This is a genomic window from Maribacter sp. Hel_I_7 (assembly GCF_000688315.1).
Classification (GTDB): domain Bacteria; phylum Bacteroidota; class Bacteroidia; order Flavobacteriales; family Flavobacteriaceae; genus Maribacter; species Maribacter stanieri.
Window position 1 is genome coordinate 293,489 of sequence record NZ_JHZW01000002.1, and the last position, 22,836, is coordinate 316,324.

The window sequence follows — 22,836 nt, forward strand, 5'->3', positions numbered from 1 at the left end:
AGACCATTTTTGCCAACTCGCAAATAATCTTTCTCGATACTAATTTTTCGTGACTCAAAATTCACTCGAAATGAAATTAGTATTTCAATTAAAACGGTTAGACCTACTTATACCTCCAACTGGTTAAATCTGCTCCTTTAGGTGCACTTTTCTCTATGCGTTCCATTATCTTGGGCACGTACATACTGTTGTATCTTAAACGAGTTATAGCGTTGGGTTGGTCTGGATCTCCGTTCCAACAATGTTCATCTCGATCTCCATATAAAACTTCGCCTTCATAATAAGGATCCGTGGTACTTTCCAAAAAATCTTCCATTAAGTACACTGCATTATTTAAGTAATAGTTATCCATATCTCCACAATAGATATGTATTTTCCCTTTTAGGTTATCACCTAGTTTATCCCAATCACGCTCTAGAATATGACGTAAATCAAAATTCTCTTTCCAATATTCTGCAACTTCATGATCTATCTCACCTGTTTTTTTATCCCAAATCCTAACCGGATAACCATCTTTGCCTTGTGGCGAATAGGTAGCCTCCCAAATGTCCCATTGTTGCCCTGACCTTGATTTATCTCCTAATACTAGCTCTAAATGATTGCCTTGACGCAATGTAGATTGTATTTGACCTAGATAATTTCGATGCGATGGTACTTCTAATTTTTTATGTGCACTTGGATAATAGTATGCATTATCGTCCTCATATATATTGGTTAGCGTATAAGCTCTAAAATCTATAGGATCTGGGCAAGCTGCAAAACATCCATTATACTCATTAGGGTATTTAACTTGAACTGCCAATGCTTCCCAACCACCAGTTGATCCGCCATACAAGAAACGTGACCAACCTTCGCCCATTCCCCTAAATTGTTTTTCTATCTCTGGAATTAGCTCATAGGTGATCGCATCTCCATAAGGTCCTTGACTTGCCGAATTTACAGCATAAGAATCATCATAATATGGTGTTGGATGTTGAATTTCTATAATAATAAAGCGTGGAAAATCAGGTTCGTTCCAACGTTTATAAAAATCATACGCCTCTTGTTGCTCTATTATATTATAACCTTCGATACTAAATCTTTCAGAATACTCAGGTTTCATTTTAGGGTCAGGCGGTGTAGTTCTAAAACCTCCGAAATCTGAAGGAAAATGACCGTGAAAAACCATAAGAGGATACTTAGCTTCAGGATGTTCCTCAAATCCTTTTGGAAGCAAAACATGGGCTCCTAAAAAAACATCACGACCCCAAAATTCCGATAGTTTTTCTGATTTTACCTTTACATGTTTAATCCACTTGGTATCTTCTGGCTCTTCAATTGGCGGTATTACCTGATCCAACTCTACAGAAACATTTTCAAAACCATTGCTGGCAACTCTTATCTTAAATGGCTTACTGTATAAATTACCAGGTGATTTCTGCCACTTCTGCCCTTCGCCATTATCCATAGGCAACTTTACCGTATGCCCCGTAGACAGATTAAAAGTTTCATATACATTTAGTAGTGCCTGAACATTATATTCCCCCGGCGGTACGTCCTTTAAACTTTCATATGGGTATCCAAAAATAGTTTCATCAAAAGTTAAGACAGAATCCTTAGCCCAATTCTCTACATTCATCCCAAAAATGAGTTGGGTATTTAATCCGTCATTAATTTGAAACCTAGGCTCATCACTATCATCGGAAGATAACATAAGTAATAAACGACCATCTAACGTTGTAGATCCGACATCCTCACTAAAGGAAACTTGAATTTTATGAACCGGCTCAACCACCTTTTCACAACTTACAAAAAGACCTAATACTAATGCAATGGCAACTATTTGTTTTATCATGGTAAATTATATTTTCAAGCTTAAAGATAATTAATGAAATCTCTCTATTGAATTTTAGAAATCAATATTATTTTAAAACTAGTAATTAAGAAAATACGAGATAGTCAATTTATAAGGCAGGAAAGGTGATTGTAAACTCAGCCCCTTCGTTTGGGGCACTGGCTACTGAAATTGTACCGCCTAGACTATTAATTTGATTATGAATTAAAAATAGCCCTACACCTTTGCCATCTTCGGTAGTATTAAAACGCTGGTTTAAACCAAAAATCTTATGTCCATTCTTCTCCATATCAAAACCTTGCCCGTAATCTTTAAACAAGAGCACCTTCTTACCTTCTATAAAATCTGATTTAATTTCAATTTTAGGAGGAACACCTTGGATTGTATATTTTATGGAATTGGTAATAAGGTTCAAGAAAATACTTTCCATATAAGCATTGTCAAAATAAACACTTTCATAAACAGAAAAATCAAAGTCAATTTCTGTTTTAGAATTCTTTAGTATTGACCCTAGTGTACTTTGTGTTTTAGTCAAAATGGTCTCAAAGCTAACTTCTGTAAGTGAACTTAAACCTTTACTTGCATTTTCTGCTAAGCTCAGATACTTCTCTAAAGACTCTTTTACACCTTTAGCTGAAATCTCCATATACCTAAGTACCTGTATCGTATCTTCATCATGAATTACAGAGAAATCTAACACATCAAAAAGAGAAATTAGATTATTCATTGGTGCCCTTAAATCATGTGAAGTAGTGTAGTTTAATCTCACAAGATCTTCATTTACCGTCTTTAGTTTGGCAAATTCTAGAATACGCTCATTTTTTAAATTCATTTCGCTGGTAATATCCTTTGCAATTGCATACACCAACTTTTCTTCATCTACTGGCACAGCGCTCCAAGACAACCAAATTATCTTTCCCGATTTACTGACATACCTATTTTGAAAACTTAACAGCTTCTTATTTTCATGAAGACTTGCCCTTGTTTGTTGCGTAGCATCTTTGTCTTCATCAAAAACGAAATCATTAATCTTCTTTGAAAACAACTCTTCTTTTGTGTATTCAAGTAAATTAATAAACGCCGGATTTACATCTTCAAAATATCCATCATAATTGGCAATGCAAAGCATATCTACCGATGAATCAAAAAAATGGTTCAATTTCATATACTTTCTTTACTGGTTTAAAACCGCCAGAACGACTGTTTTTAATTGCATTGCACCTTTAAACTTAGACAAAATATAAACTAGCATAATAATAACCACTAAAAAATTTAATTCCAACTCCTTGTCAATTTGTTAATTAATTGATTCTTAACAAATACCATTTTAAATAAAAATTCGTTTTATAATAGTTGTATTCATGATAACCGCTAAATAACACCTATTATGAGAAAAATTTTAATGATAACTATTATTCTTTGTTCAGTTACATGCATTGCTAGTTGTGATTATGACGACAGTAATGATATTGATATCTTAACACCTAATGATAGTACAAATACAGGTATTACGATTAAGAAATTACCGCAATAAAAAAACCTCCAACTTTAATTAGTTGAAGGTTTTTTTATTGTTGAAAGAAATTAATTTCTATTTCTATGTCTCTCTCTAGCCAATAATGTGTTTTTCAACAACATTGCTATGGTCATTGGACCTACCCCACCAGGTACGGGAGTTATAAAAGATGCTTTTTTACTTACATTTTCAAAATCAACATCACCTGTAATATAATATCCTTTTTCTTTAGTTTCATCTGGCACTCTTGTGATTCCTACATCAATTACCACAGCATCATCTTTTACCATTTCAGCCTTCAGGAAATTAGGCACTCCCAATGCTGATATTACAATATCTGCCTGAGAAATAATTTGGGTAATATTTTTAGTGTGACTGTGGGTAAGGGTTACCGTGGAGTTTCCCGGCCATCCTTTTCTACCCATTAAAATACTCATAGGTCTACCAACGATGTGACTACGACCTATTACCACCGTATGTTTACCTTTTGTATCAACCTTGTAGCGTTCTAATAATTCAAGAATCCCAAACGGAGTCGCAGGTATGAACGTACTCATATCCAAAGCCATTTTACCAAAGTTGGTTGGGTGAAATCCGTCTACATCCTTATCTGGATCTACGGCCATAATCACCTTTTGGGTATCTATTTGTTCTGGTAAAGGCAATTGAACGATAAAACCGTCGATATCATCATCAACGTTCAATTCTTTAATCTTGTTCAATAATTCTTGCTCAGAAGTAGTACTTGGCATTTGTATTAAGGTAGACTCAAAACCGATACGCTCGCAAGAACGCACTTTACTACCTACATAAGTTAAACTAGCACCGTCACTACCTACAATAATTGCCGCTAGGTGAGGTACTTTTTCACCTCTTTCACGCATCTTAGCTACCTCAGCCTTGATTTCCTCCTTTATTTGATTGGATACTTTTTTACCATCCAATAATTCCATATCCGTATCTTTTTAATTGTGTTGTTCGCTTATTATTTCATTCCTTTCATGGCACCCATCATCTGCATCATCTTTTTGCCACCACCGCCTTGCATCATTTTCATCATCTTGCTCATTTGATCAAATTGCTTTAAAAGCTGATTGATTTCTTGAACTTCTCTACCAGAACCTTTTGCAATACGCTTTTTTCTACTAGCATTTAATTTAGAAGGCGTAGAACGCTCTTCTGGAGTCATTGAATAAATAATAGCTTCAATATGTTTGAAGGCATCATCATCAATATCTAAACCTTTTAAGGCTTTTCCTGCACCAGGAATCATCCCCATAAGATCTTTCATATTACCCATCTTCTTGATTTGCTGAATCTGGCTCAGGAAATCATCGAATCCGAATTTATTTTTGGCAATTTTCTTTTGGATCTTTCTTGCCTCCTCTTCATCAAATTGCTCTTGGGCTCTTTCTACAAGTGATATAACATCACCCATACCCAAAATACGATCTGCCATACGTGAAGGATAGAAAATATCTATAGCCTCCATCTTTTCACCCGTACCAATAAACTTAATTGGTTTATCTACTACCGATTTAATAGAGATAGCCGCACCACCACGGGTATCACCATCTAATTTGGTTAAGATAACCCCATCAAAATTTAGTATATCGTTGAAAGCTTTTGCAGTATTGACCGCATCTTGACCCGTCATAGAATCGACAACGAACAATGTTTCTTGTGGTTGTATTGCTTTATGAATGTCAGATATCTCTGCCATCATCTTCTCATCTACTGCCAAACGACCAGCGGTATCTATAATTACCACATTGTGCCCATCTGCTTTTGCTTTTGCAATACCTGCTTTGGCAATAGCAACAGGGTCGGTATTTTCTCTATCAGAATAAACCGGCACCCCAATTTGATCACCAACTACATGTAACTGATCTATTGCCGCAGGACGGTATACATCACAAGCTACAAGTAATGGGTTCTTAGATTTTTTAGTTTTAAGAAAATTTGCAAGCTTACCAGAAAAGGTAGTCTTACCAGAACCTTGTAAACCAGACATTAAAATTACCGATGGATTACCGGATAGGTTAATACCTTCTGACTCACCTCCCATTAACTGGGTAAGCTCATCTTTTACAATTTTCACCATTAACTGACCTGGCTGTAAGGTCGTTAATACATTTTGCCCCAATGCCTTTTCTTTTACCCTATTGGTAAATTCTTTGGCTATTTTAAAGTTAACATCGGCATCCAATAAGGCTCGGCGTACTTCTTTGGTAGTCTCTGCAACATTAATTTCTGTAATCTGACCATGTCCTTTTAGTACATGTAAAGCTTTATCTAGCTTATCGCTTAAATTATCGAACATTCTTTTCTTTTTTAAGGGGTTACAAATTTAATAATATTCGATGCTATTTCCGCAGCATGTACCACAAAATCTACAAAACAAAAGAGCACCCATTAAAAATTGGATGCTCTAAAGTTGCTTGTGGGGCAAAAAAGGAATTACATTTTCATAAACTCCCTAACTAAAACCTCCATCAATACCGCCAACGAGGCCCAACTCTTTACTGTTAACGGTATATTTTTGGATGTTCTAATCTTACTCTCTTTCTAATATTAAATGGTCGTATAAACCAGTGTCATTTTCATGCTTAAGCTCAATTCTCATATCATCTACCTCTAAAATTTGATAATCATTAGCTAAAGGCAAGTAATTACTACCTGGTTCAAAAGAAATTATCATTTCTAATTTACCGTTAAAGTCATTTCTATATACAAACCAGCTACCGTTGCTAAAAACTTCACCATTTAAGTTTCTAACTTCTAAGCTACCATCATCATCTAAATACAGTTTTACATCTGCAAATAACGTGGTGGACTCATCGTTATTCTCTGCGAAATATGCTATATCCCACTCGGTATCATCGAAAATTGTTTCAATAAATTCAATATCCTCCTCGTCATCATCTATACATTTCTTAACTATTACCAATTCATAAAAAGTTTCTTCAACATTGAATTTTACAATATCGTCTTCTAGGTCTATCAACAACCACTCAAAACTTACAGCACTTTCATCTTCCATAACTATGGCTACTACAAATACGCCTTGTGTATTAGTAGATACCGTCCATGTACCTTCAGTCACAGTGGTTTCGTTAGTTAGTGTCACAACCCCATCTGCCTGAAATTCAAACTCATCACCTAACAATCTATTGATTTGTACATCATTGTTCTTAGCAGTTTTAATCACCCAAGCACATTCTCTCAAAGTCTCTGTAATGCTTTCAACAGTTTCCTCAACTAAATCCTCATCGCAGAATTGTTTCATAACAATTCTATTGCTATCATCACTGTATAATTTAATTTTATCATTACCCAAATCATACACATTCCACTCTAAGTTGAAATCGGTATTCGACTCAAAATCCATAGTAAGTTTTGCACCGTCGTCACCAACTGTACTTGTCCAAGTACCTTCAATAGTAGTAGCTCCTGTAAACCCAGTTAGCACAGTACCATCTTCTTTAAAATTTAAAATGTAGTTCACATATTGTGGTGTCTGGTCAATATCATTTCTTTTAAATTCTGTAACGAACCAAACACATTCAACTAGTTCTTCATTTATTTCATCTAGATCAAAATCATCATCATTATAATCATCGTCGTCGTCTTCATCACAATCATCTTTGGCATTTTCAATTGCACTAGCCAGTTCTTGATTATTTTCTACTGTAATAGTCGTTTGATCATGCAACTTTAAGGTTAAAGGAAAATCAAAACTAATTAAGTTATCGTCATCTAAATCCTTAAAAAACAATCTTAACTCACGATCACTTGTAACCTCAATAGTATTTGTTTGTTCCAAATTGACGTTAAATGAAAATAACGTCATTGGATACACAAAATCTATACACTCTATATCATCGTCATCACCACCTTCTTTACATTCTGCGGCTAACTCGCGTAAATCTTCCAATCCGTTAATAGTAATTTCAGAGAAATCACCAGCTGTTACGGTAATAGGAAAGATAATATCCAATAAGTTTTCATCATCTTCTACACTATCAAATATATCTTCAATTTGTTCTATATCATCTTCAGATTCAATAGTGAGTGTTAATCCATTTACCTCAACGGTATAAGGAAAGTTTATTTGATAGCAACTTGTGCCATCAACAATGTTATCACAAGAACCATCATTAGAACTGGTTCGTTGAATTAAGTCTGCAGTAGTAGAGTTTGCAGTTATTGTTTGTGGTTCTTCACCTGTGTTGATTTCCTCAATTTCATCTTGGCAAGCTGTAAAACTTAATGCAATTGTTAGTAGGCTAACGTACATTGCATAATTAAATATCTTTTTCATATTACCGGGGTATTGTTTGTTATTATGCTTCTAAAACAACTGACTATAAAAATACCCTACCTCCCTTTTTATTTTTTTTAAAATATCTTTGGCAAAAAGCAATCCATTGAAAGCAGAAGACCATTTAAATGTATGTGAAGAGCAGGTTTATAAGAGAGTTTTTAATGAAACGTCTAAAACTATCTTCAATTATATTTATTACAAATTCGGTAACGAAGAAAAAGCCAATGATGCGGTGCAAGAAGCTTTTGTTAAGCTTTGGGAAAATTGCGCAAAGGTTACACCTGTAAAAGCAAAATCATATTTATACACTGTTGCGAACAATCTTTATCTTAATGTGATAAAGGCAGAAAAAGTACGCTTAAAATATGCAGACGCCACTTTAAAAACCACCAATGAATCTCCTGAGTTTATTATGGAGGAAAATCAATTCAAAGAAAAATTGGATAATGCATTGAATAGCCTACCAGAAAATCAGCGTACTACTTTTTTACTCAACAGGATAAATGGTAAAAAATATGCAGAAATAGCAGAAATGGAAAATGTAAGCGTCAAAGCAATAGAAAAAAGAATGCACTTGGCCCTTAAAAGTCTAAGGGAGCAGATTGATGGCATATAGATAAATTTAGTACAGAAAAAATTATATTTAAGAATAAAGTAGGGTAAACTATTATTTAGTTGTTATACTACTGTAAAGCTAAAAACATGCAAGATAATTACTTAGCAAAATGGCTTAATGATGAGTTGACCGAAGCCGAGTTGGTGAAATTCAAAAAATCAGAAGCCTTTAAAACATATCAAAAGATTAAAGAGTCTACTTCTCAGTTAGAATCTCCTGAATTTGATATGGATAAAGCATGGACAGCTATTGACCAACATAAAACAACAACGGAGGAAACTAAAGTTCATGTACTCTCTCCATTTAAAACATTTCTTCGTATTGCCGCTGTTATAGCAGTATTGCTAGCGGGATCATTCTTTTACTTGAGCACCTTAAACGAGTCTTACACTACAGCCTATGCAGAGAATAAAGCCATAACCTTACCAGATACATCTGAGGTAATTTTAAACGCGGAATCTCAGTTGGCTTTCAGTGAAAAAAAATGGAATGAACATAGAAATGTAGATCTTAAAGGAGAAGCTTATTTTAAAGTTGCCAAAGGAAAAAAGTTCACGGTAGCCACCTCTCAAGGATTAGTTACCGTATTAGGAACCCAATTTAATGTTGAAACCAGAGAAAACTATTTTGAAGTTACTTGTTTTGAAGGCTTAGTAAGTGTGACCATTAATAATAAAGAAACAAAATTACCTGCGGGAAATTCTTTAATGACTTTAAATGGAAATAGCACAATGTCAAAAGCCCCATTAAATGGCGCTCCTTCATGGTTATCTAAAGAGAGTTCTTTTGAAAGTGTTCCGCTACATTATGTTATGGATGAATTACAGCGACAATATGATATTGAAGTTACCTCCAAAGAAATTGATACAGCTCAACTTTTTACAGGAACTTTTAGTAACGACAATTTAGATCTTGCCCTAAAAAGCATAAGCGTTCCTTTACAAATTAAGTTTAACTTAGAAGGGAATAAAGTGCTGTTCTATGCAAAAAAGGCACCAAAATAATTTTATCGTTTTTCTATTCTTGTTAGTTTTCAGCATGAATAGTTATGCCCAAACTATAGATAACGATAGTATTCCATTACGCGATTATCTTTCTGAATTGGAGACATCGTTCAATGTGAAATTCTCCTATGCAGATAGTGATGTAAATGCCATTTACATTGAAAAATCTAATTCAGATTCACTTGATGCTATTCTTAATTCACTTAGAAATACAACAGGAATTACCATCACTAAACTTAATGACCGTTATTATACACTAACTAAAGCATCAACTATAACAATATGTGGTTTTGTTTTAGACAATTTTGAAGAGAACACCATACCTGGTGCTACGGTTGAAATATATGAATCTAATTTATCGGGAATTACGGATGCCAATGGTGCTTTTAGTTTTGAAAATGTTCCTAGAAATTCCTTGATACAAATTAAACATATTGGCTTTAAACCAATATTCATAGAGGCAAAAGAATTCATTAAAACTACCGACTGCAAAACTATTGCCATGGCACTCAGTTACCAAGAATTGGACGAAGTCATTGTTACGCAATTTCTAACCACAGGACTTAATAAACTAAGTGATGCCAGTATTGAATTGAATACTGAAAAATTCGGGATTCTACCTGGTGCAAGCGAGCCAGATATTCTACAGACAGTACAAGCGTTACCAGGTATAAAAAGTGTTGATGAAACTGTATCAGATATTAATATAAGAGGTGGTACTAATGACCAAAACCTAATTCTTTGGGATGGTATAAAAATGTACCAAACCGGACACTTTTTTGGATTAATATCTGCATTCAACCCCTATGTAACCGAAAAGGTATCCATCATTAAAAATGGAACATCTGCCATTTATGGTGGCGGCGTAAGTGGCACGTTGAGTATGAAATCTATGCAAGAACTTCCATTATATGCTAAAGGTGGTGCCGGTTTTAACTTAATCTCCGGTGATGTTTTTGGCGAGATTCCCGTTAATGAAAATTTAGCCATCCAAATATCTGCCCGTAGATCGTATACAGATTTCTTGAATACTCCAACCTACACTACATTTTCAGAAAAAGCATTTCAAGACACCGAGGTAGATAATGAAAGTGAATTTTACTTTTATGATTTTACAACTAAGTTTATCTACGAAATAAATCCTTACCATCATGTTAGCGCAAGCATGATCACAATGAGCAACAATTTAAATTACCTTGAAACTACCAATGACGGCAATGCTCCCAATAGAAGTAATCTCAACCAAGATAATTTCTCTATTGGAAGTCAGTTGCAAAGCGAATGGACAGGTATCTTTACATCGCAACTAAGTTTCTATTACACACAGTACGATTTAGATGCCCTATCTATTTCAAATAACGACACTCAAAAGCTTACCCAAAATAATCTGGTAAAAGAATCGAACGTAAAACTCACTACTAATTATCAATTATGTGACACTATAAATTGGATGAACGGCTATGAGTTTACCGAAACAGGAATTGAAAATACTACCAATGTTAATCAGCCTCCTTTTGCAAGTAATATTAAAGGGGTTATTCGGCATCACGCATTATTCTCTGAACTAAATTACAGTTCAGAAAATGAAAAATTAAAAGGTTCACTAGGTGGAAGGCTTAATTATTTTGAAAATTTAAATACGTTTAAAGAATATGTTTTTGAACCTAGATTAAATGTCACCTATACGTTTTTACCCAATTTTAAAACCGAGGTTTTAGGAGAATTTAAAAGTCAGGTCACCAATCAAATAATAGATTTAGAACAGAACTTCTTGGGAATTGAAAAAAGACGATGGATTCTTTCTGATGGAGATGCCCTACCTATTACTAAAAGCAAACAAGGTTCTATTGGTTTTAATTATGACACTGATAAGTTCTACCTTGGCATTGATGGGTTTTATAAAAAGGTAGACGGTATAAATGTCTATACCCAAGGATTTCAAAACCAAAATCAGTTTGATGGGGAAATAGGTTCTTATGTCGTAAAAGGAGCCGAGTTTTTAATTAATACAAAAAACAATTACTACAGTGCATGGCTTAGCTATACCTTCAATAAAAACGATTACACTTTTGATGCCCTATCACCTACCATATTCCCAAATAACTTAGATGTAAGACATGCCGTTACACTTGCCGGAAACTACACTATCGGTAATTTAAAATTAGGATTGGGCTTAAATTATAAATCTGGCAAACCCTTTACACAACCAGATAAAAACGACCCAATTAATGAAGCTGTTTTCCCAAATGAAATAAACTACGAGGAATCTAACAGCAGCAGGCTACCAGAATACCTAAGAGCAGATGCATCGGCTATATACACCCTAAATATAAATGATAAGGTAAAAACAACCCTGGGAGCATCTGTACTGAACTTCACCCATAGACGTAATACCTTAAATACGTATTACAGATTACAAGAAGATAATACCATTGAAACTATAGAACGGTTATCGTTGGGTATTACACCAAATTTCAGTTTACGAATAAGCTTTTAAGCTTACATACGCTCAGGCACCTCTACACCCAGTAATTTAAATGCATCTTCTATTACCTCTGCTACTTTTTTGGATAACTGAACACGTAGAATTTTTTTCTGATCGTCAGCCTCCCCAAGTATGGAAACTTGCTGGTAGAACGAATTGAATTCTTTTACCAAATCGTAGGTATAATTAGCTATCAATGCAGGACTATAGTTCTCTGCAGCCAATTGAATGGTGTCAGGAAATAGTTGAAGCTGTTTTATCAATTCCTTTTCCTTGCCATGTAATTCAGACACATTAGCATCCTTAGAAATTACAATACCCATACTTTCCGCCTTTCTTAAGATAGATTGGATTCTAGCGTACGTATATTGAATAAAAGGACCAGTATTTCCTTGAAAATCAACAGATTCTTCTGGGTCAAATAAGATTCGTTTTTTAGGATCAACTTTTAAAATGTAATATTTTAATGCACCTAAACCAATCATCTTATAAAGCGACTGTTTTTCTTCTTCATTGTAATCTTCTAACTTACCTAGCTCTTCAGAAATGTTTGCAGCAGTTTGGGTCATATCAGCCATTAAATCATCGGCGTCAACTACTGTACCTTCTCTACTCTTCATTTTACCGCTTGGTAAATCTACCATTCCATAACTTAGGTGGTGCAATTTATTAGACCATGAAAAACCTAATTTTTTAAGAATTAAGAAAAGCACTTTAAAGTGATAATCTTGTTCGTTACCAACGGTATACACCATGCCATTTACATCTGGATGATCTTTTACACGTTGTATAGCCGTACCAATATCTTGGGTCATGTAAACTGCAGTACCGTCAGAACGAAGAACTATTTTCTCGTCTAATCCGTCTTCAGTCAAATCTATCCAAACACTACCATCTTCCTTTTTAAAGAAAACACCTTTTTCAAGTCCCTCTGCAACTACATCTTTCCCTAAAAGGTACGTATCACTTTCATAATATAGTGTATCAAAATCAACCCCTAAATTTTTATAAGTAACCTCAAAACCTTTGTACACCCAACTATTCATGGTTTTCCAAAGTTCAACGGTTTCCGTTTCTCCTGCTTCCCATCTTAAAAGCATTTCTTGAGCTTCCAATAATATTGGAGCTTCCTTTTCAGCAACTTTTTGATCAGTACCGTTAGCTACTAATTCTGCTATTTGCTCCTTATAAGCTTTATCGAATGCCACATAATAATTACCGACTAGCTTATCACCTTTCAACCCGGCAGAAACAGGTGTTTCTCCATTTCCAAATTTTTGCCAAGCCACCATACTTTTACAAATATGGATTCCGCGGTCATTAATAATTTGTGTTTTGTATACTTTCTTACCTGAAGCTTTTAAAATTTCAGCAACAGAATATCCTAATAAGTTATTACGAATATGCCCTAAGTGTAATGGCTTATTAGTATTTGGCGAAGAATACTCTACCATTACGGCATCATCAGATTCTTTTACGAAACCAAAATTTTCTTTAGATGTAATTGAATTGAAAAAATCCAGGTAAAAACTATCGTTGATAACGATATTCAAAAACCCTTTGATCACATTAAAACCAACAACTTCATCTACATGCTCTTGAATATATGCACCTATTTGCTCTCCAATTTCCACTGGGTTGCCTTTTACAACACGTAACATAGGAAAAACCACAATTGTGATATCTCCTTCAAAATCTTTTCGGGTAGGCTGAAATTCTACATTTGGCAATTCCTTGTCAAAGATAGATTTAACCGCTTCTTTTACTTTATCTGATAGTACCTCTTGAATATTCACCAAAACGTTTAATTAAGCCTGCAAAACTAATCATTTTTAGTCTTTTAAGGTAAACAGATTCGTCATTCATTTCTCATTTAGTTAACTTTAATAAAAACACGGTAAATAAGCTAGCATGCTTGTAAATGTATCTTACAACAATAAAGAGGTTATTAAAAAAATCGATCAACAGGTAGGCAAGCCATTTACGTTGAAAGAACGTTGGGCGATGGGCGGTATTGGCTCTCCAAAACTCACTATTACCGAAACGAGTATCGAAATAAGAAATTTACTGATTTTAGATAATAACACAGATACTTGCAATGTGGAAATAAGACCTAATGGCATTATTGTCGGTTTTCGTTCTCTGTTAGAATCTTATGCTTTGATCATACCCTATTATAAACTTACATTGTATAAAGGAGAAGCATCAGTATATTCAATATATAGAGATCAATATTTTATAAAAGTTGCCTCTGATACGAAAGCTGTGCAGAAGTTTTTTAAAAAACTATTAGCGTACAAAGCGGATAACGCACCAACCTCAATAGAAGATTTATGAACCTACCTAAAATAGAAATAAGGTTAACTAAAAATCAACAAAATCTCTTACTGTTAGGCTGGTTTATAGTTGTTCTAAATTTTATAATTGTTGCAATTTTCTACACAGAATTACCTAATAAAATACCTAGCCATTTTAATTTTAAAGGAGAAATTGATGGCTATGGCTCTAAAGATTCTATTTGGACATTTCCAGTCTTGACACTAATAATTTATCTCTTTTTAAACCTTGTTATCAAAAAAGTAAAACCTTGGAACATGAATTATCCGGTCAGTTTATCCAAGAGAAATGCCCCTGAACTTTATAAAATTTCTTTGCGGATGTTGGTTTATTTAAGTCTAGCCATATCAATTATGCTAACACCAATCCTAATAGAAATCATTACCCAAGCATACGGATTAAGCTTTTATTTTAATTTCACAATAATCACTGCATTCATTGTAGCATTTGTAACCATAACACCACTTTATTACATTTTTAAAATGTACCAAATACCCAGATAATGAAAATACTTCTCACAGGCGCAAATGGTTATATAGGCATGCGATTACTACCGCAGCTTTTAGATATGGGACATGAGGTTGTATGCGCCGTTCGTGATGAAGCTAGATTATCCGTAGATAAGGAAACTAGAAGTAAAATTGAGGTTATAGAAATTGATTTTCTAGAAGAGCCGAAAGAAAATGTTGTTCCAAATGATATTGATGCTGCCTATTTTCTGATCCACTCCATGAGCTCATCAACACAAGATTTTGATGAAATGGAGGCTAAAACTGCTGAAAATTTCAATAAATATGTTGCAAAAACTCAAATAGAACAAGTAGTCTATTTAAGCGGAATAGTAAATGAGGACAACCTTTCAAAGCATTTACAATCTCGCAAAAATGTTGAAGACATTCTTTATCAAGGCAAATTTAAATTAACTGTGCTTAGAGCAGGTATCATCGTAGGATCTGGAAGTTCATCTTTTGAGATTATTCGTGATTTGTGCGAAAAATTACCTGTAATGATTACCCCTAAATGGGTATTGACAAAGACACAGCCTATTGCAATACGCGATGTAATTACTTTCTTGACAGGCGTTTTAGGAAATGAAAAAACATATAACGACTCTTTTGATATTGCCGGCCCCAATGTACTTACATACAAAGAAATGCTTCATAAGTATGCAGAAGTGAGGGGCTTTAAAAACTGGATTTGGACTGTACCTGTCATGACGCCAAAGCTCTCTTCTTATTGGCTATACTTTGTTACCTCAACATCATACAAGTTAGCATTGAATTTAGTGGACAGTATGAAAATTGAGGTTATTGCAAAAGATACCAGATTACAAGAAATTCTCAATATAAAACCTCACACATACAAAGAGGCCATAGATTTAGCTTTTAAAAAAATAGAGCAGAATTTAGTTATTAGTAGCTGGAAGGATAGTATGATTAGTGGTCGTTTTGTAGACAATCTGGAAAAGCATATACAAGTTCCAAAATATGGTGTACTTAAGGATCACAAACAAATTAAAGTAAAAAATCCTGAGAAAGTACTACAACGCGTATGGAGTATTGGCGGCGAAACTGGTTGGTATTATGGCAATTGGCTTTGGAAAATTAGGGGCTTTATGGATAAACTTTCTGGCGGTGTTGGTTTAAGGCGTGGCAGAACACATCCTGACAGAATATACGCTGGTGATTCCTTAGATTTTTGGCGTGTTCTTTTAGCAGATAAAAAGGCAAAACGCCTTTTGTTATTTGCAGAAATGAAGTTGCCCGGCGAGGCTTGGCTAGAATTCAAAATTGATGATGATAATGTACTACATCAAACAGCGACATTTAGACCACGTGGTTTGCGTGGTAGATTATATTGGTATAGCATAGTGCCTTTTCACTACTTCATTTTTGGCGGAATGATTAAAAATATTGCCAGTCAATAACTGAATATAAAGTTCTAAAACCTATAATTATACCGTAAGTTTTGATAGCTTCAATGGTAGCTCGGTCAATCTCTCTCCCGTTAAGCGTCTAACGGCATTTGCAATTGCAGCACCAATAGGTCCTAGTGGTGGTTCGCCCACTGCACCGGGAGTATCTTTTCCTTGTAGCAAAACAACATCTATTTCCTTTGGAGCATTTTTCATTAATGCCATTTGATAAGGACCGTATATTGTTGGTGTTAACTCCCCATCTTCCACAAACATTTGTTCGTATAACACAGCACTCATTCCCATAATTACACAACCCTCGCACTGTGCACGTATTTGGTCTGGATTCACCGCTAAACCCGGATCTAAAGAAACTGTTACCTTATGAACAATTATTTCGTTGTCTATAATTGAAACTTCAGCAACTTGAGCGCATGGAGTATTAGCATCTATAGAAGCCGCAAAACCCATAGCACGACCATTTGTTATTTCTTCAGAGTAGTTTGCTTTTTCAGCGGCAGCTTTAATTACATTTTTTAGACGCACACCCATAGCATCATCCGCAATTTGCTGAAGTCTAAATTCTACAGCATTCTTATTAGCCTTCAGCGCCATTTCATCCATAAAACTTTCCATGGCGAATGTGTTTGCCAATAAACCAAGACTACGCCACCAACTGGTAGCAAACGGTAAATCTACATGCCAATAAACTGCTCTGAAATTTGGAATACCTGAATATTGAATGAACCCTCCACGTATTGCCCCAACATCGGCTCCAATAATAGGAGGTAAAAAATTAGGTATTAGTGCAGAATTGTTACCAACATCTCCACTAACAAATTCATGTTCCAAGCCATGTAAAAGTCCGTCTGCATTTAATTTTCCTTTTATAACGTGATGGGTAGGCGGTCTAAACATATCATGCTGAAACTCTTCCTTTCTACTGAAAAAATATTTTACCGGTTTACCCACAGCTTTAGACATTACAGCAGCCTGTACAGCATGTGGTGTATGCAATCTTCTACCGAATCCTCCACCTAAATAAGTAGGTATTATATTAACCTTATCAGTATCCAGACCTAATCTTTTAGCAACTTCTTTTCTAGTGATACCTACAACTTGAGTAGAAATTTTTACAATTGCGCTATCACCATCAACTGATGCCACTACTCCATTTGGTTCAATTTGGGCATGTGCTCCAATTGGAGTTCTAAATTCTAGTCTTACTAAATCACCTTCTTCATCTAATGAATTTCCATTCTTTTGAATGATGGTAGATTTACCATTACCAACCTTAATAATTTTTGTAATTGCTTCGGTATTCAAATCTTTATAACTATTCCAAGTGACGTTAATAGCATTCTTCGCATTTTCTGCTTCAATCATAGATTTTGCGACAACACCAACAAAATCCTCTTCAACCACAATTTTTACCACACCAGGCATATTTTCTGCAGTAGCAATATCTGCACTAACAAAAATTGATCCTATTTTGGTAGGTCTTACAACTGCGCCATAAAGCATATCTGGCATTTGAGCATCCATCCCATATATAGAATCTCCAAAAACCTTGGCATCTAAATCTACTCTAGCAATGGGTTTACCAACAAATTTATACTCTTTCAAACTTTTTAATTTAGGAGTATCAGGCACTTCCCAATTCTTCACACCTTCAGCAACTTGTGCATAAGTCAAAGATTTTCCAGTACCGGATATAACTCCATCTTCAATTTGAAGTTGGGTTACATCAATATTCAATTTCTGCGAGGCTTCTTTTAAAAGCATCATTCGTAGCATTGCAGAAAGCTCTCTAAGTGGCTGCCATAGACCAGATATAGAAGTACTACCACCCGTTGCGAAACTATCTACATTGCCCGTTGAAGAAGCTGCATGTACAACTTGAATTTGTTGCATAGATACAGAAAGTTCATCTGCAGCCATTTGGGCAATACCAGTAAAAGTTCCTTGACCCATCTCCATTTTAGGAGAATGTAATACTATATTATTTTCAGAAGTTACCTCAAACCAAACCATCGGCTGATCGGTGTTATCTGTATATGGCATTTCTAAAGAGTTAACCGTACCTAAAATTTCTCTACGAATACCATTACGAAAAATATATGTCCCGATGGCTAAAACACCAATAGTACCCAAACCACCTCTTACTAAAAATTTACGTCTAGAAACTTTCTTAGCTCCACTACTTTTATCCCCCATCAACTATATTTCTTTAGTCTCGTTCGTATTTATTTCAGCTTGTAATTTTGCAGCTCTATGTATTGCTTTTCGCATTCTATAATACGTTCCACAACGGCAAACGTTAATTATATTATTGTCTATATCCTCATCAGTTGGGTTAGGTACTTTATTTAAGAGCGCAGCCGTTGCCATCATAAAACCAGGTTGACAGTATCCACATTGAGGTACAATTTCTTCAATCCATGCTTGTTGCACAGGATGTGGATTCTCCCTATCTCCCAAACCTTCAATTGTAATCACCTTTTTTCCTTCCACAAATTTGACAGGGTAAGAACAAGAACGAACAGCCTCATCATCTACAAGTAAAGTACATGCACCACAAGCTGCTTTACCACAACCAAACTTGGTTCCTTTTAGGTCCAATAAATCTCTAACAATCCAAAGTAGTGGTGTGTTCTCGTCTCCTACATCAACGGTTTTTAGCATACCGTTTATTGTCAATGAAATTTCCATAAAATCTTATTATTTATTAGGGATTATTGCTCCATTGGCGAACCAGTTTTCAACAGCCTCTTTAAATTCTTTTTTAGATACTGGTGGTATCGTTCGCTGATTACCATCTGCATCTACACCTGGCTCCCACACCCAAAACACCAAATCATCTTCAGTCATGTGTTTTACAAGTTCATCATGACTTCTATTGCCATTGGTATTTTTATCGAGTAAACGTTCAGCTATTTGAGCTCGCGAAAGCCCTTCCCAACCCATTGAAGCCGGAGCCAATGACCAATGCGGTGCACCTGGAACACCAGAATTTGTATTATTGATAGATTGATGACATGTATTACAACTCGTTGCTTCAAATCCATTATCATCATCACCTCTAGCCATACCAAAATAATGAGGATGCCTATCATCGCCTTGTTTTGGTATATTATCGTTAGGGTGACAATTCATACAACGTTGATGGGTAAGAACGTCCATCATTTTCTCATAAGATTCATCAGGATTTTGTTGCGCTATTCCCTGATTATCATAAGTTTTATAGTTTGATATTGTTGGAGTATTTGCAAACACTAGTACTACTCCAACAACAGCTAATAGTAAAAAAAAATAAACGGGTCTTATCTTCATAGCATTTATCAATATCTGATACCTATGAAGATAATAAAAGCTTAAGACTTTTTTAACCCATTAAAATTTATAAACGCGGTAAGTTACTTATGCATTAGTTCTTCGAAAGAAATACTTCTGCCATCATGCAACGAGCGCTACCGCCACCACAGGTTTCAATAGTATGTAACGAACTATGTAGAATAGCGCAATGATTTTCAATTTGAGCTACTTGTTCTGGTCGTAAGCTATGGTAAGCCGCTGAACTCATAACCATATATCTTTTATCATCTGCTCCTAAAACTTGTAACATATTTCCAGCAAAGTGATGCATTTGACCTTCAGTAATAATAATCACCTCTTTTCCATCTTTTTTAAGATGGTCCAAAACGTTTTTTCTTTCTTTTTTGTCATCTATGGAATCCGTACAAATTACCACAAAGTCTTCAGCCAACGCCATCATTACATTCGTATGATAGATAGGAAGTCTTTTACCATCTACAGATTGGTTTGCCGTAAAAATTACCGGGAAGAAATCAAAATCTTCACAAAATTCAATAAACAAATCTTCATTTGCACGTTCAGAAAGCGCACAATACGCTTTTTTATTTACCCGGTCTATTAAAATACTTCCAGTGCCTTCAAGAAACAACCCTTCATCTTCTGCAGAAGTATAATCTATAACATCTTTAATTTTAAAACCGTTCTCTTCAAGAGTTTCTAAGATATCTTCTCTGCGCTCATTTCTTCTATTTTCAGCGAACATAGGGTAAACACCTACTGTTCCATTTGAATGAAATGAAATCCAATTATTAGGAAAAATACTATCGGGAGTATCAGGTTCTTTTGTGTCTTCAACCACAATGACATTAACTCCATTGCTCTTTAATAAGGATACAAAAGCATCGAACTCTTCTTGAGCTTGTGCATTAATTTCTTGATTCTTCAAATCAATATCTTCCATAAAGTAGTTATTGACAGCGGTCTGTTCGTTCATTCTAAACGACACCGGACGAATCATGAGGATTGTATTTGTTATTTGCATATAGGGGTACTAATTAAATTTCTCTTATCTATTTTTATATAAACTTATGCTCTTATTAATGGTAATGTACTACAACGCAGTAATCCTTCCTGTTTTGAAATTTCAGCATACGGAATCTCCTCTACGGTAAAACCTTGATCACGTAACCAATTATTGAGACGTGTAAAATTACGCTCAGAAACCACTACTTGTGGTGATATAGAAAATACATTACTGAACATATGATACATTTCTTGAGCATCAATTTCAAAAATATTTTCTTTTCCAAAAAAATCAACCAACCATTGGTATTCTTCTTCTACCAAGAACCCGTTCTTATGTAAAATAGCTTTTCCTTTACCCAAAGGCTGAAAACAACAGTCTAAGTGCAAAGCATTATCTTGAGCAACCGTATTAGACTTTCTTAATTCAAAAGACTTCACTGTTTTATGAGGAAACTGTTTCGTTAAATATTCTACTGCAGCTTTGTTTGTACGCGCAGTTATATAAGATGAATAATCTGGTGCGGTATAGGTTCCAACAAAAATATAATCGTTCCATGGCATAACATCACCACCTTCCACGTGCACGTTTGCTGGTGGTTGAAGAATATTATCATCGTCAATTTTATCAAGTACATGTAAAATTGCCTCTACCTCTTGTTCGCGGTCAGGTAATATATTCGCCTTAATTAATTTATCTTCAATTACAAAGGCTATATCTCTTGTAAATATTTGATTACAATTTTCAAGAACCTCAGGTCTAAATACCTTTACATCGTATTTCTCAAATACCATTCTAAAAGCCTCCATCTCAGCAATCATATCACTTTCCAATGGGTATGTGCCAGCCTTAATATGTTCTAGAGATTTTGGATCATAAGCCTCTTCTATTGTTGGCGTTGGTCCAGAACTTCTAGCTATACCTAAAACAACAGCTTTTAACTGTGAAATCTCATCATTAATATTTAATTGCAACATATGTCTCTGTATATATGATTTAAAAAATGGCATAAAAAAAAGCCCCTTTAAAAATTAAAAGAGCTTTTTGTTTTTTTATTAACGGTAGCAATCTACCTCTTGTCAAGTTCGACAAAAGATCTTAATTTCTCACCAATATAAACTTGTCTTGGTCTACCAATAGGTTCGCCGTTCAATCTCATTTCCCTCCATTGTGCAATCCATCCTGGCAATCTTCCTAACGCGAACATAACCGTAAACATTTCTGTTGGTATACCTAAAGCTCTATAAATGATACCAGAGTAGAAATCTACGTTTGGATATAATTTTCTATCAACAAAGTATGGATCTTCCAATGCTTCTTTTTCTAAACCTTTAGCGATTTCAAGAATTGGATCATCTATACCTAAATCTGCCAATACTTCATCAGCAGCTTTCTTAATTATTTTAGCACGTGGATCAAAGTTTTTATAAACTCTGTGACCAAAGCCCATTAATCTAAATGGATCAGATTTATCTTTTGCTTTTGCCATATACTTCTTAGTATCACCACCATCAGCTTCAATAGCTTCTAGCATCTCTAAAACAGCTTGGTTTGCACCACCATGAAGTGGACCCCAAAGTGCAGAAATACCTGCAGATAATGAAGCAAATAAACCAGCATGAGAAGAACCTACTATACGAACTGTACTCGTAGAACAATTTTGTTCATGATCGGCATGTAAGATCAATAATTTATCCAAAGCCTCTATAACAACCTTGTTCTTCTTATAATCTTGGTTAGGACGCTTAAACATCATCTTATGAATGTTCTCTACATAACCTAAACTATCATCACCGTAATCTAACGGAAGACCTTTCTTCTTACGCAAAGTCCATGCTACAAGAACTGGGAATTTAGCAAGAATACGTACAATTGCATGGTACATAGCCTCATCAGAACTAACATCTACTGTAGAAGGGTTAAATGCAATTAATGCACTTGTTAAAGAAGATAACACACCCATAGGATGTGCAGACTTTGGAAAACCATCCAAAATCTTTTTCATCTCTTCATCTACATGAGATTCATCTTTAATGTCTTTATGAAATTTCGCAAGTTCAGTATCGTTTGGTAAATTTCCGAAAATCAATAAATAAGCTACTTCTAAGAAATCTGCTTTTTCAGCCAATTCCTCAATTGAATAACCTCTGTAACGTAAAATCCCTTTCTCACCATCCAAAAATGTAATAGCACTTTCACAAGATCCTGTATTTTTGAAACCCGGATCAATGGTTATAATTCCTTTGGTTGCTGAACGCAAAGATTTGATATCAATTGCAAGTTCATCTTCGGTTCCCTTAATTACTGGAAACTCGTATTTTTCACCATTATATTCTAAAATAGCTTTATCTGACATTTTTAATTTTTACGTTTTAAATACTACTCGTAAAGTTAACAAAACAGGATTGTTTTAACAATTTCAAAATTCTGTTTGGGGTAAAATTAACAATAAGTTCTATGAAT

General features: G+C 34.8%; 18 protein-coding genes. 6 read left to right on the forward strand and 12 right to left on the reverse strand.

Going from position 1 to position 22,836, the window contains the following annotated elements; translation table 11 throughout:
* Nucleotides 1-103 precede the first annotated feature (103 nt).
* The 5 genes from P178_RS0102790 to P178_RS0102810 form a co-directional block, all read right to left on the reverse strand.
* A complete protein-coding gene (locus tag P178_RS0102790) occupies nucleotides 104-1,834 on the reverse strand; it encodes an alpha/beta hydrolase-fold protein (RefSeq protein WP_036145620.1) in 1,731 nt (576 codons plus the stop codon).
* 109 nt (nucleotides 1,835-1,943) lie between these two features.
* Nucleotides 1,944-2,999 (reverse strand): sensor histidine kinase, encoded by a 1,056-nt coding sequence (locus P178_RS0102795; protein WP_027064784.1) that lies wholly within the window; start codon nucleotides 2,997-2,999, stop codon nucleotides 1,944-1,946.
* 419 nt (nucleotides 3,000-3,418) lie between these two features.
* Entirely contained in the window at nucleotides 3,419-4,303 is an 885-nt protein-coding gene (locus tag P178_RS0102800) for a bifunctional 5,10-methylenetetrahydrofolate dehydrogenase/5,10-methenyltetrahydrofolate cyclohydrolase (protein ID WP_027064785.1), read from the reverse strand.
* Between the two features lie 32 nt (nucleotides 4,304-4,335).
* A complete protein-coding gene (gene ffh, locus P178_RS0102805) occupies nucleotides 4,336-5,673 on the reverse strand; it encodes a signal recognition particle protein (protein WP_027064786.1) in 1,338 nt (445 codons plus the stop codon).
* A gap of 234 nt (nucleotides 5,674-5,907) precedes the next feature.
* Nucleotides 5,908-7,674, reverse strand: coding sequence for a hypothetical protein (locus P178_RS0102810; RefSeq protein ID WP_027064787.1), 1,767 nt, complete (start codon nucleotides 7,672-7,674; stop codon nucleotides 5,908-5,910).
* A gap of 106 nt (nucleotides 7,675-7,780) precedes the next feature.
* Here P178_RS0102810 and P178_RS0102815 point away from each other — a divergent pair, with 106 nt between their 5' ends.
* From P178_RS0102815 to P178_RS0102825, 3 genes are all read left to right on the forward strand, one after another.
* On the forward strand, nucleotides 7,781-8,293 hold the full coding sequence (locus tag P178_RS0102815; RefSeq protein WP_027064788.1) for an RNA polymerase sigma factor: 513 nt from the start codon (nucleotides 7,781-7,783) through the stop codon (nucleotides 8,291-8,293).
* An 86-nt stretch (nucleotides 8,294-8,379) separates the two neighbouring features.
* Nucleotides 8,380-9,297, forward strand: coding sequence for a FecR family protein (locus P178_RS0102820; protein WP_027064789.1), 918 nt, complete (start codon nucleotides 8,380-8,382; stop codon nucleotides 9,295-9,297).
* The gene (locus P178_RS0102825; RefSeq protein ID WP_027064790.1) at nucleotides 9,275-11,794 is read left to right on the forward strand and encodes a carboxypeptidase-like regulatory domain-containing protein; all 2,520 of its coding nucleotides are present in this window, start codon (nucleotides 9,275-9,277) and stop codon (nucleotides 11,792-11,794) included. Before P178_RS0102820 ends, P178_RS0102825 begins: the two co-directional genes overlap by 23 nt.
* Nucleotides 11,795-11,796: 2 nt before the next feature.
* Here the strand turns inward: P178_RS0102825 and argS are convergent, their stop codons facing one another.
* Nucleotides 11,797-13,578, reverse strand: coding sequence for an arginine--tRNA ligase (gene argS, locus P178_RS0102830; protein ID WP_027064791.1), 1,782 nt, complete (start codon nucleotides 13,576-13,578; stop codon nucleotides 11,797-11,799).
* A 115-nt stretch (nucleotides 13,579-13,693) separates the two neighbouring features.
* Between argS and P178_RS0102835 the strand changes: the two genes are divergently transcribed.
* Genes P178_RS0102835 through P178_RS0102845 form a run of 3 tightly spaced genes read left to right on the forward strand, consistent with a single transcriptional unit; the run spans nucleotide 13,694 to nucleotide 16,046 of the window.
* Nucleotides 13,694-14,119: a hypothetical protein gene (locus P178_RS0102835; RefSeq protein WP_027064792.1), complete on the forward strand. Its 426-nt coding sequence runs from the start codon at nucleotides 13,694-13,696 to the stop codon at nucleotides 14,117-14,119.
* Nucleotides 14,116-14,622, forward strand: coding sequence for a DUF1648 domain-containing protein (locus P178_RS0102840; RefSeq protein WP_027064793.1), 507 nt, complete (start codon nucleotides 14,116-14,118; stop codon nucleotides 14,620-14,622). The genes P178_RS0102835 and P178_RS0102840 overlap by 4 nt, the downstream gene beginning before the upstream one ends.
* Nucleotides 14,622-16,046 (forward strand): SDR family oxidoreductase, encoded by a 1,425-nt coding sequence (locus P178_RS0102845; RefSeq protein ID WP_027064794.1) that lies wholly within the window; start codon nucleotides 14,622-14,624, stop codon nucleotides 16,044-16,046. Before P178_RS0102840 ends, P178_RS0102845 begins: the two co-directional genes overlap by 1 nt.
* 27 nt (nucleotides 16,047-16,073) lie before the next feature.
* Here the strand turns inward: P178_RS0102845 and P178_RS0102850 are convergent, their stop codons facing one another.
* The 6 genes from P178_RS0102850 to P178_RS0102875 all read right to left on the reverse strand — a co-directional run bounded on the left by P178_RS0102850 (nucleotide 16,074) and on the right by P178_RS0102875 (nucleotide 22,729).
* Nucleotides 16,074-18,251: a xanthine dehydrogenase family protein molybdopterin-binding subunit gene (locus P178_RS0102850; protein WP_027064795.1), complete on the reverse strand. Its 2,178-nt coding sequence runs from the start codon at nucleotides 18,249-18,251 to the stop codon at nucleotides 16,074-16,076.
* Between the two features lie 3 nt (nucleotides 18,252-18,254).
* Entirely contained in the window at nucleotides 18,255-18,746 is a 492-nt protein-coding gene (locus P178_RS0102855; RefSeq protein WP_027064796.1) for a (2Fe-2S)-binding protein, read from the reverse strand.
* A gap of 9 nt (nucleotides 18,747-18,755) precedes the next feature.
* Nucleotides 18,756-19,367 carry a hypothetical protein gene (locus P178_RS0102860; RefSeq protein WP_027064797.1) on the reverse strand — a complete coding sequence of 204 codons (612 nt, stop codon included), beginning with the start codon at nucleotides 19,365-19,367 and terminating at the stop codon, nucleotides 18,756-18,758.
* Between the two features lie 94 nt (nucleotides 19,368-19,461).
* Nucleotides 19,462-20,391 carry a citrulline utilization hydrolase CtlX gene (ctlX, locus tag P178_RS0102865; protein ID WP_027064798.1) on the reverse strand — a complete coding sequence of 310 codons (930 nt, stop codon included), beginning with the start codon at nucleotides 20,389-20,391 and terminating at the stop codon, nucleotides 19,462-19,464.
* A 44-nt stretch (nucleotides 20,392-20,435) separates the two neighbouring features.
* Entirely contained in the window at nucleotides 20,436-21,350 is a 915-nt protein-coding gene (locus P178_RS0102870) for a dimethylarginine dimethylaminohydrolase family protein (RefSeq protein WP_027064799.1), read from the reverse strand.
* Nucleotides 21,351-21,442: 92 nt separating this feature from the next.
* Complete coding sequence (locus P178_RS0102875) at nucleotides 21,443-22,729, reverse strand: citrate synthase (RefSeq protein WP_027064800.1); 1,287 nt, start codon at nucleotides 22,727-22,729, stop codon at nucleotides 21,443-21,445.
* Nucleotides 22,730-22,836: the final 107 nt, after the last annotated feature.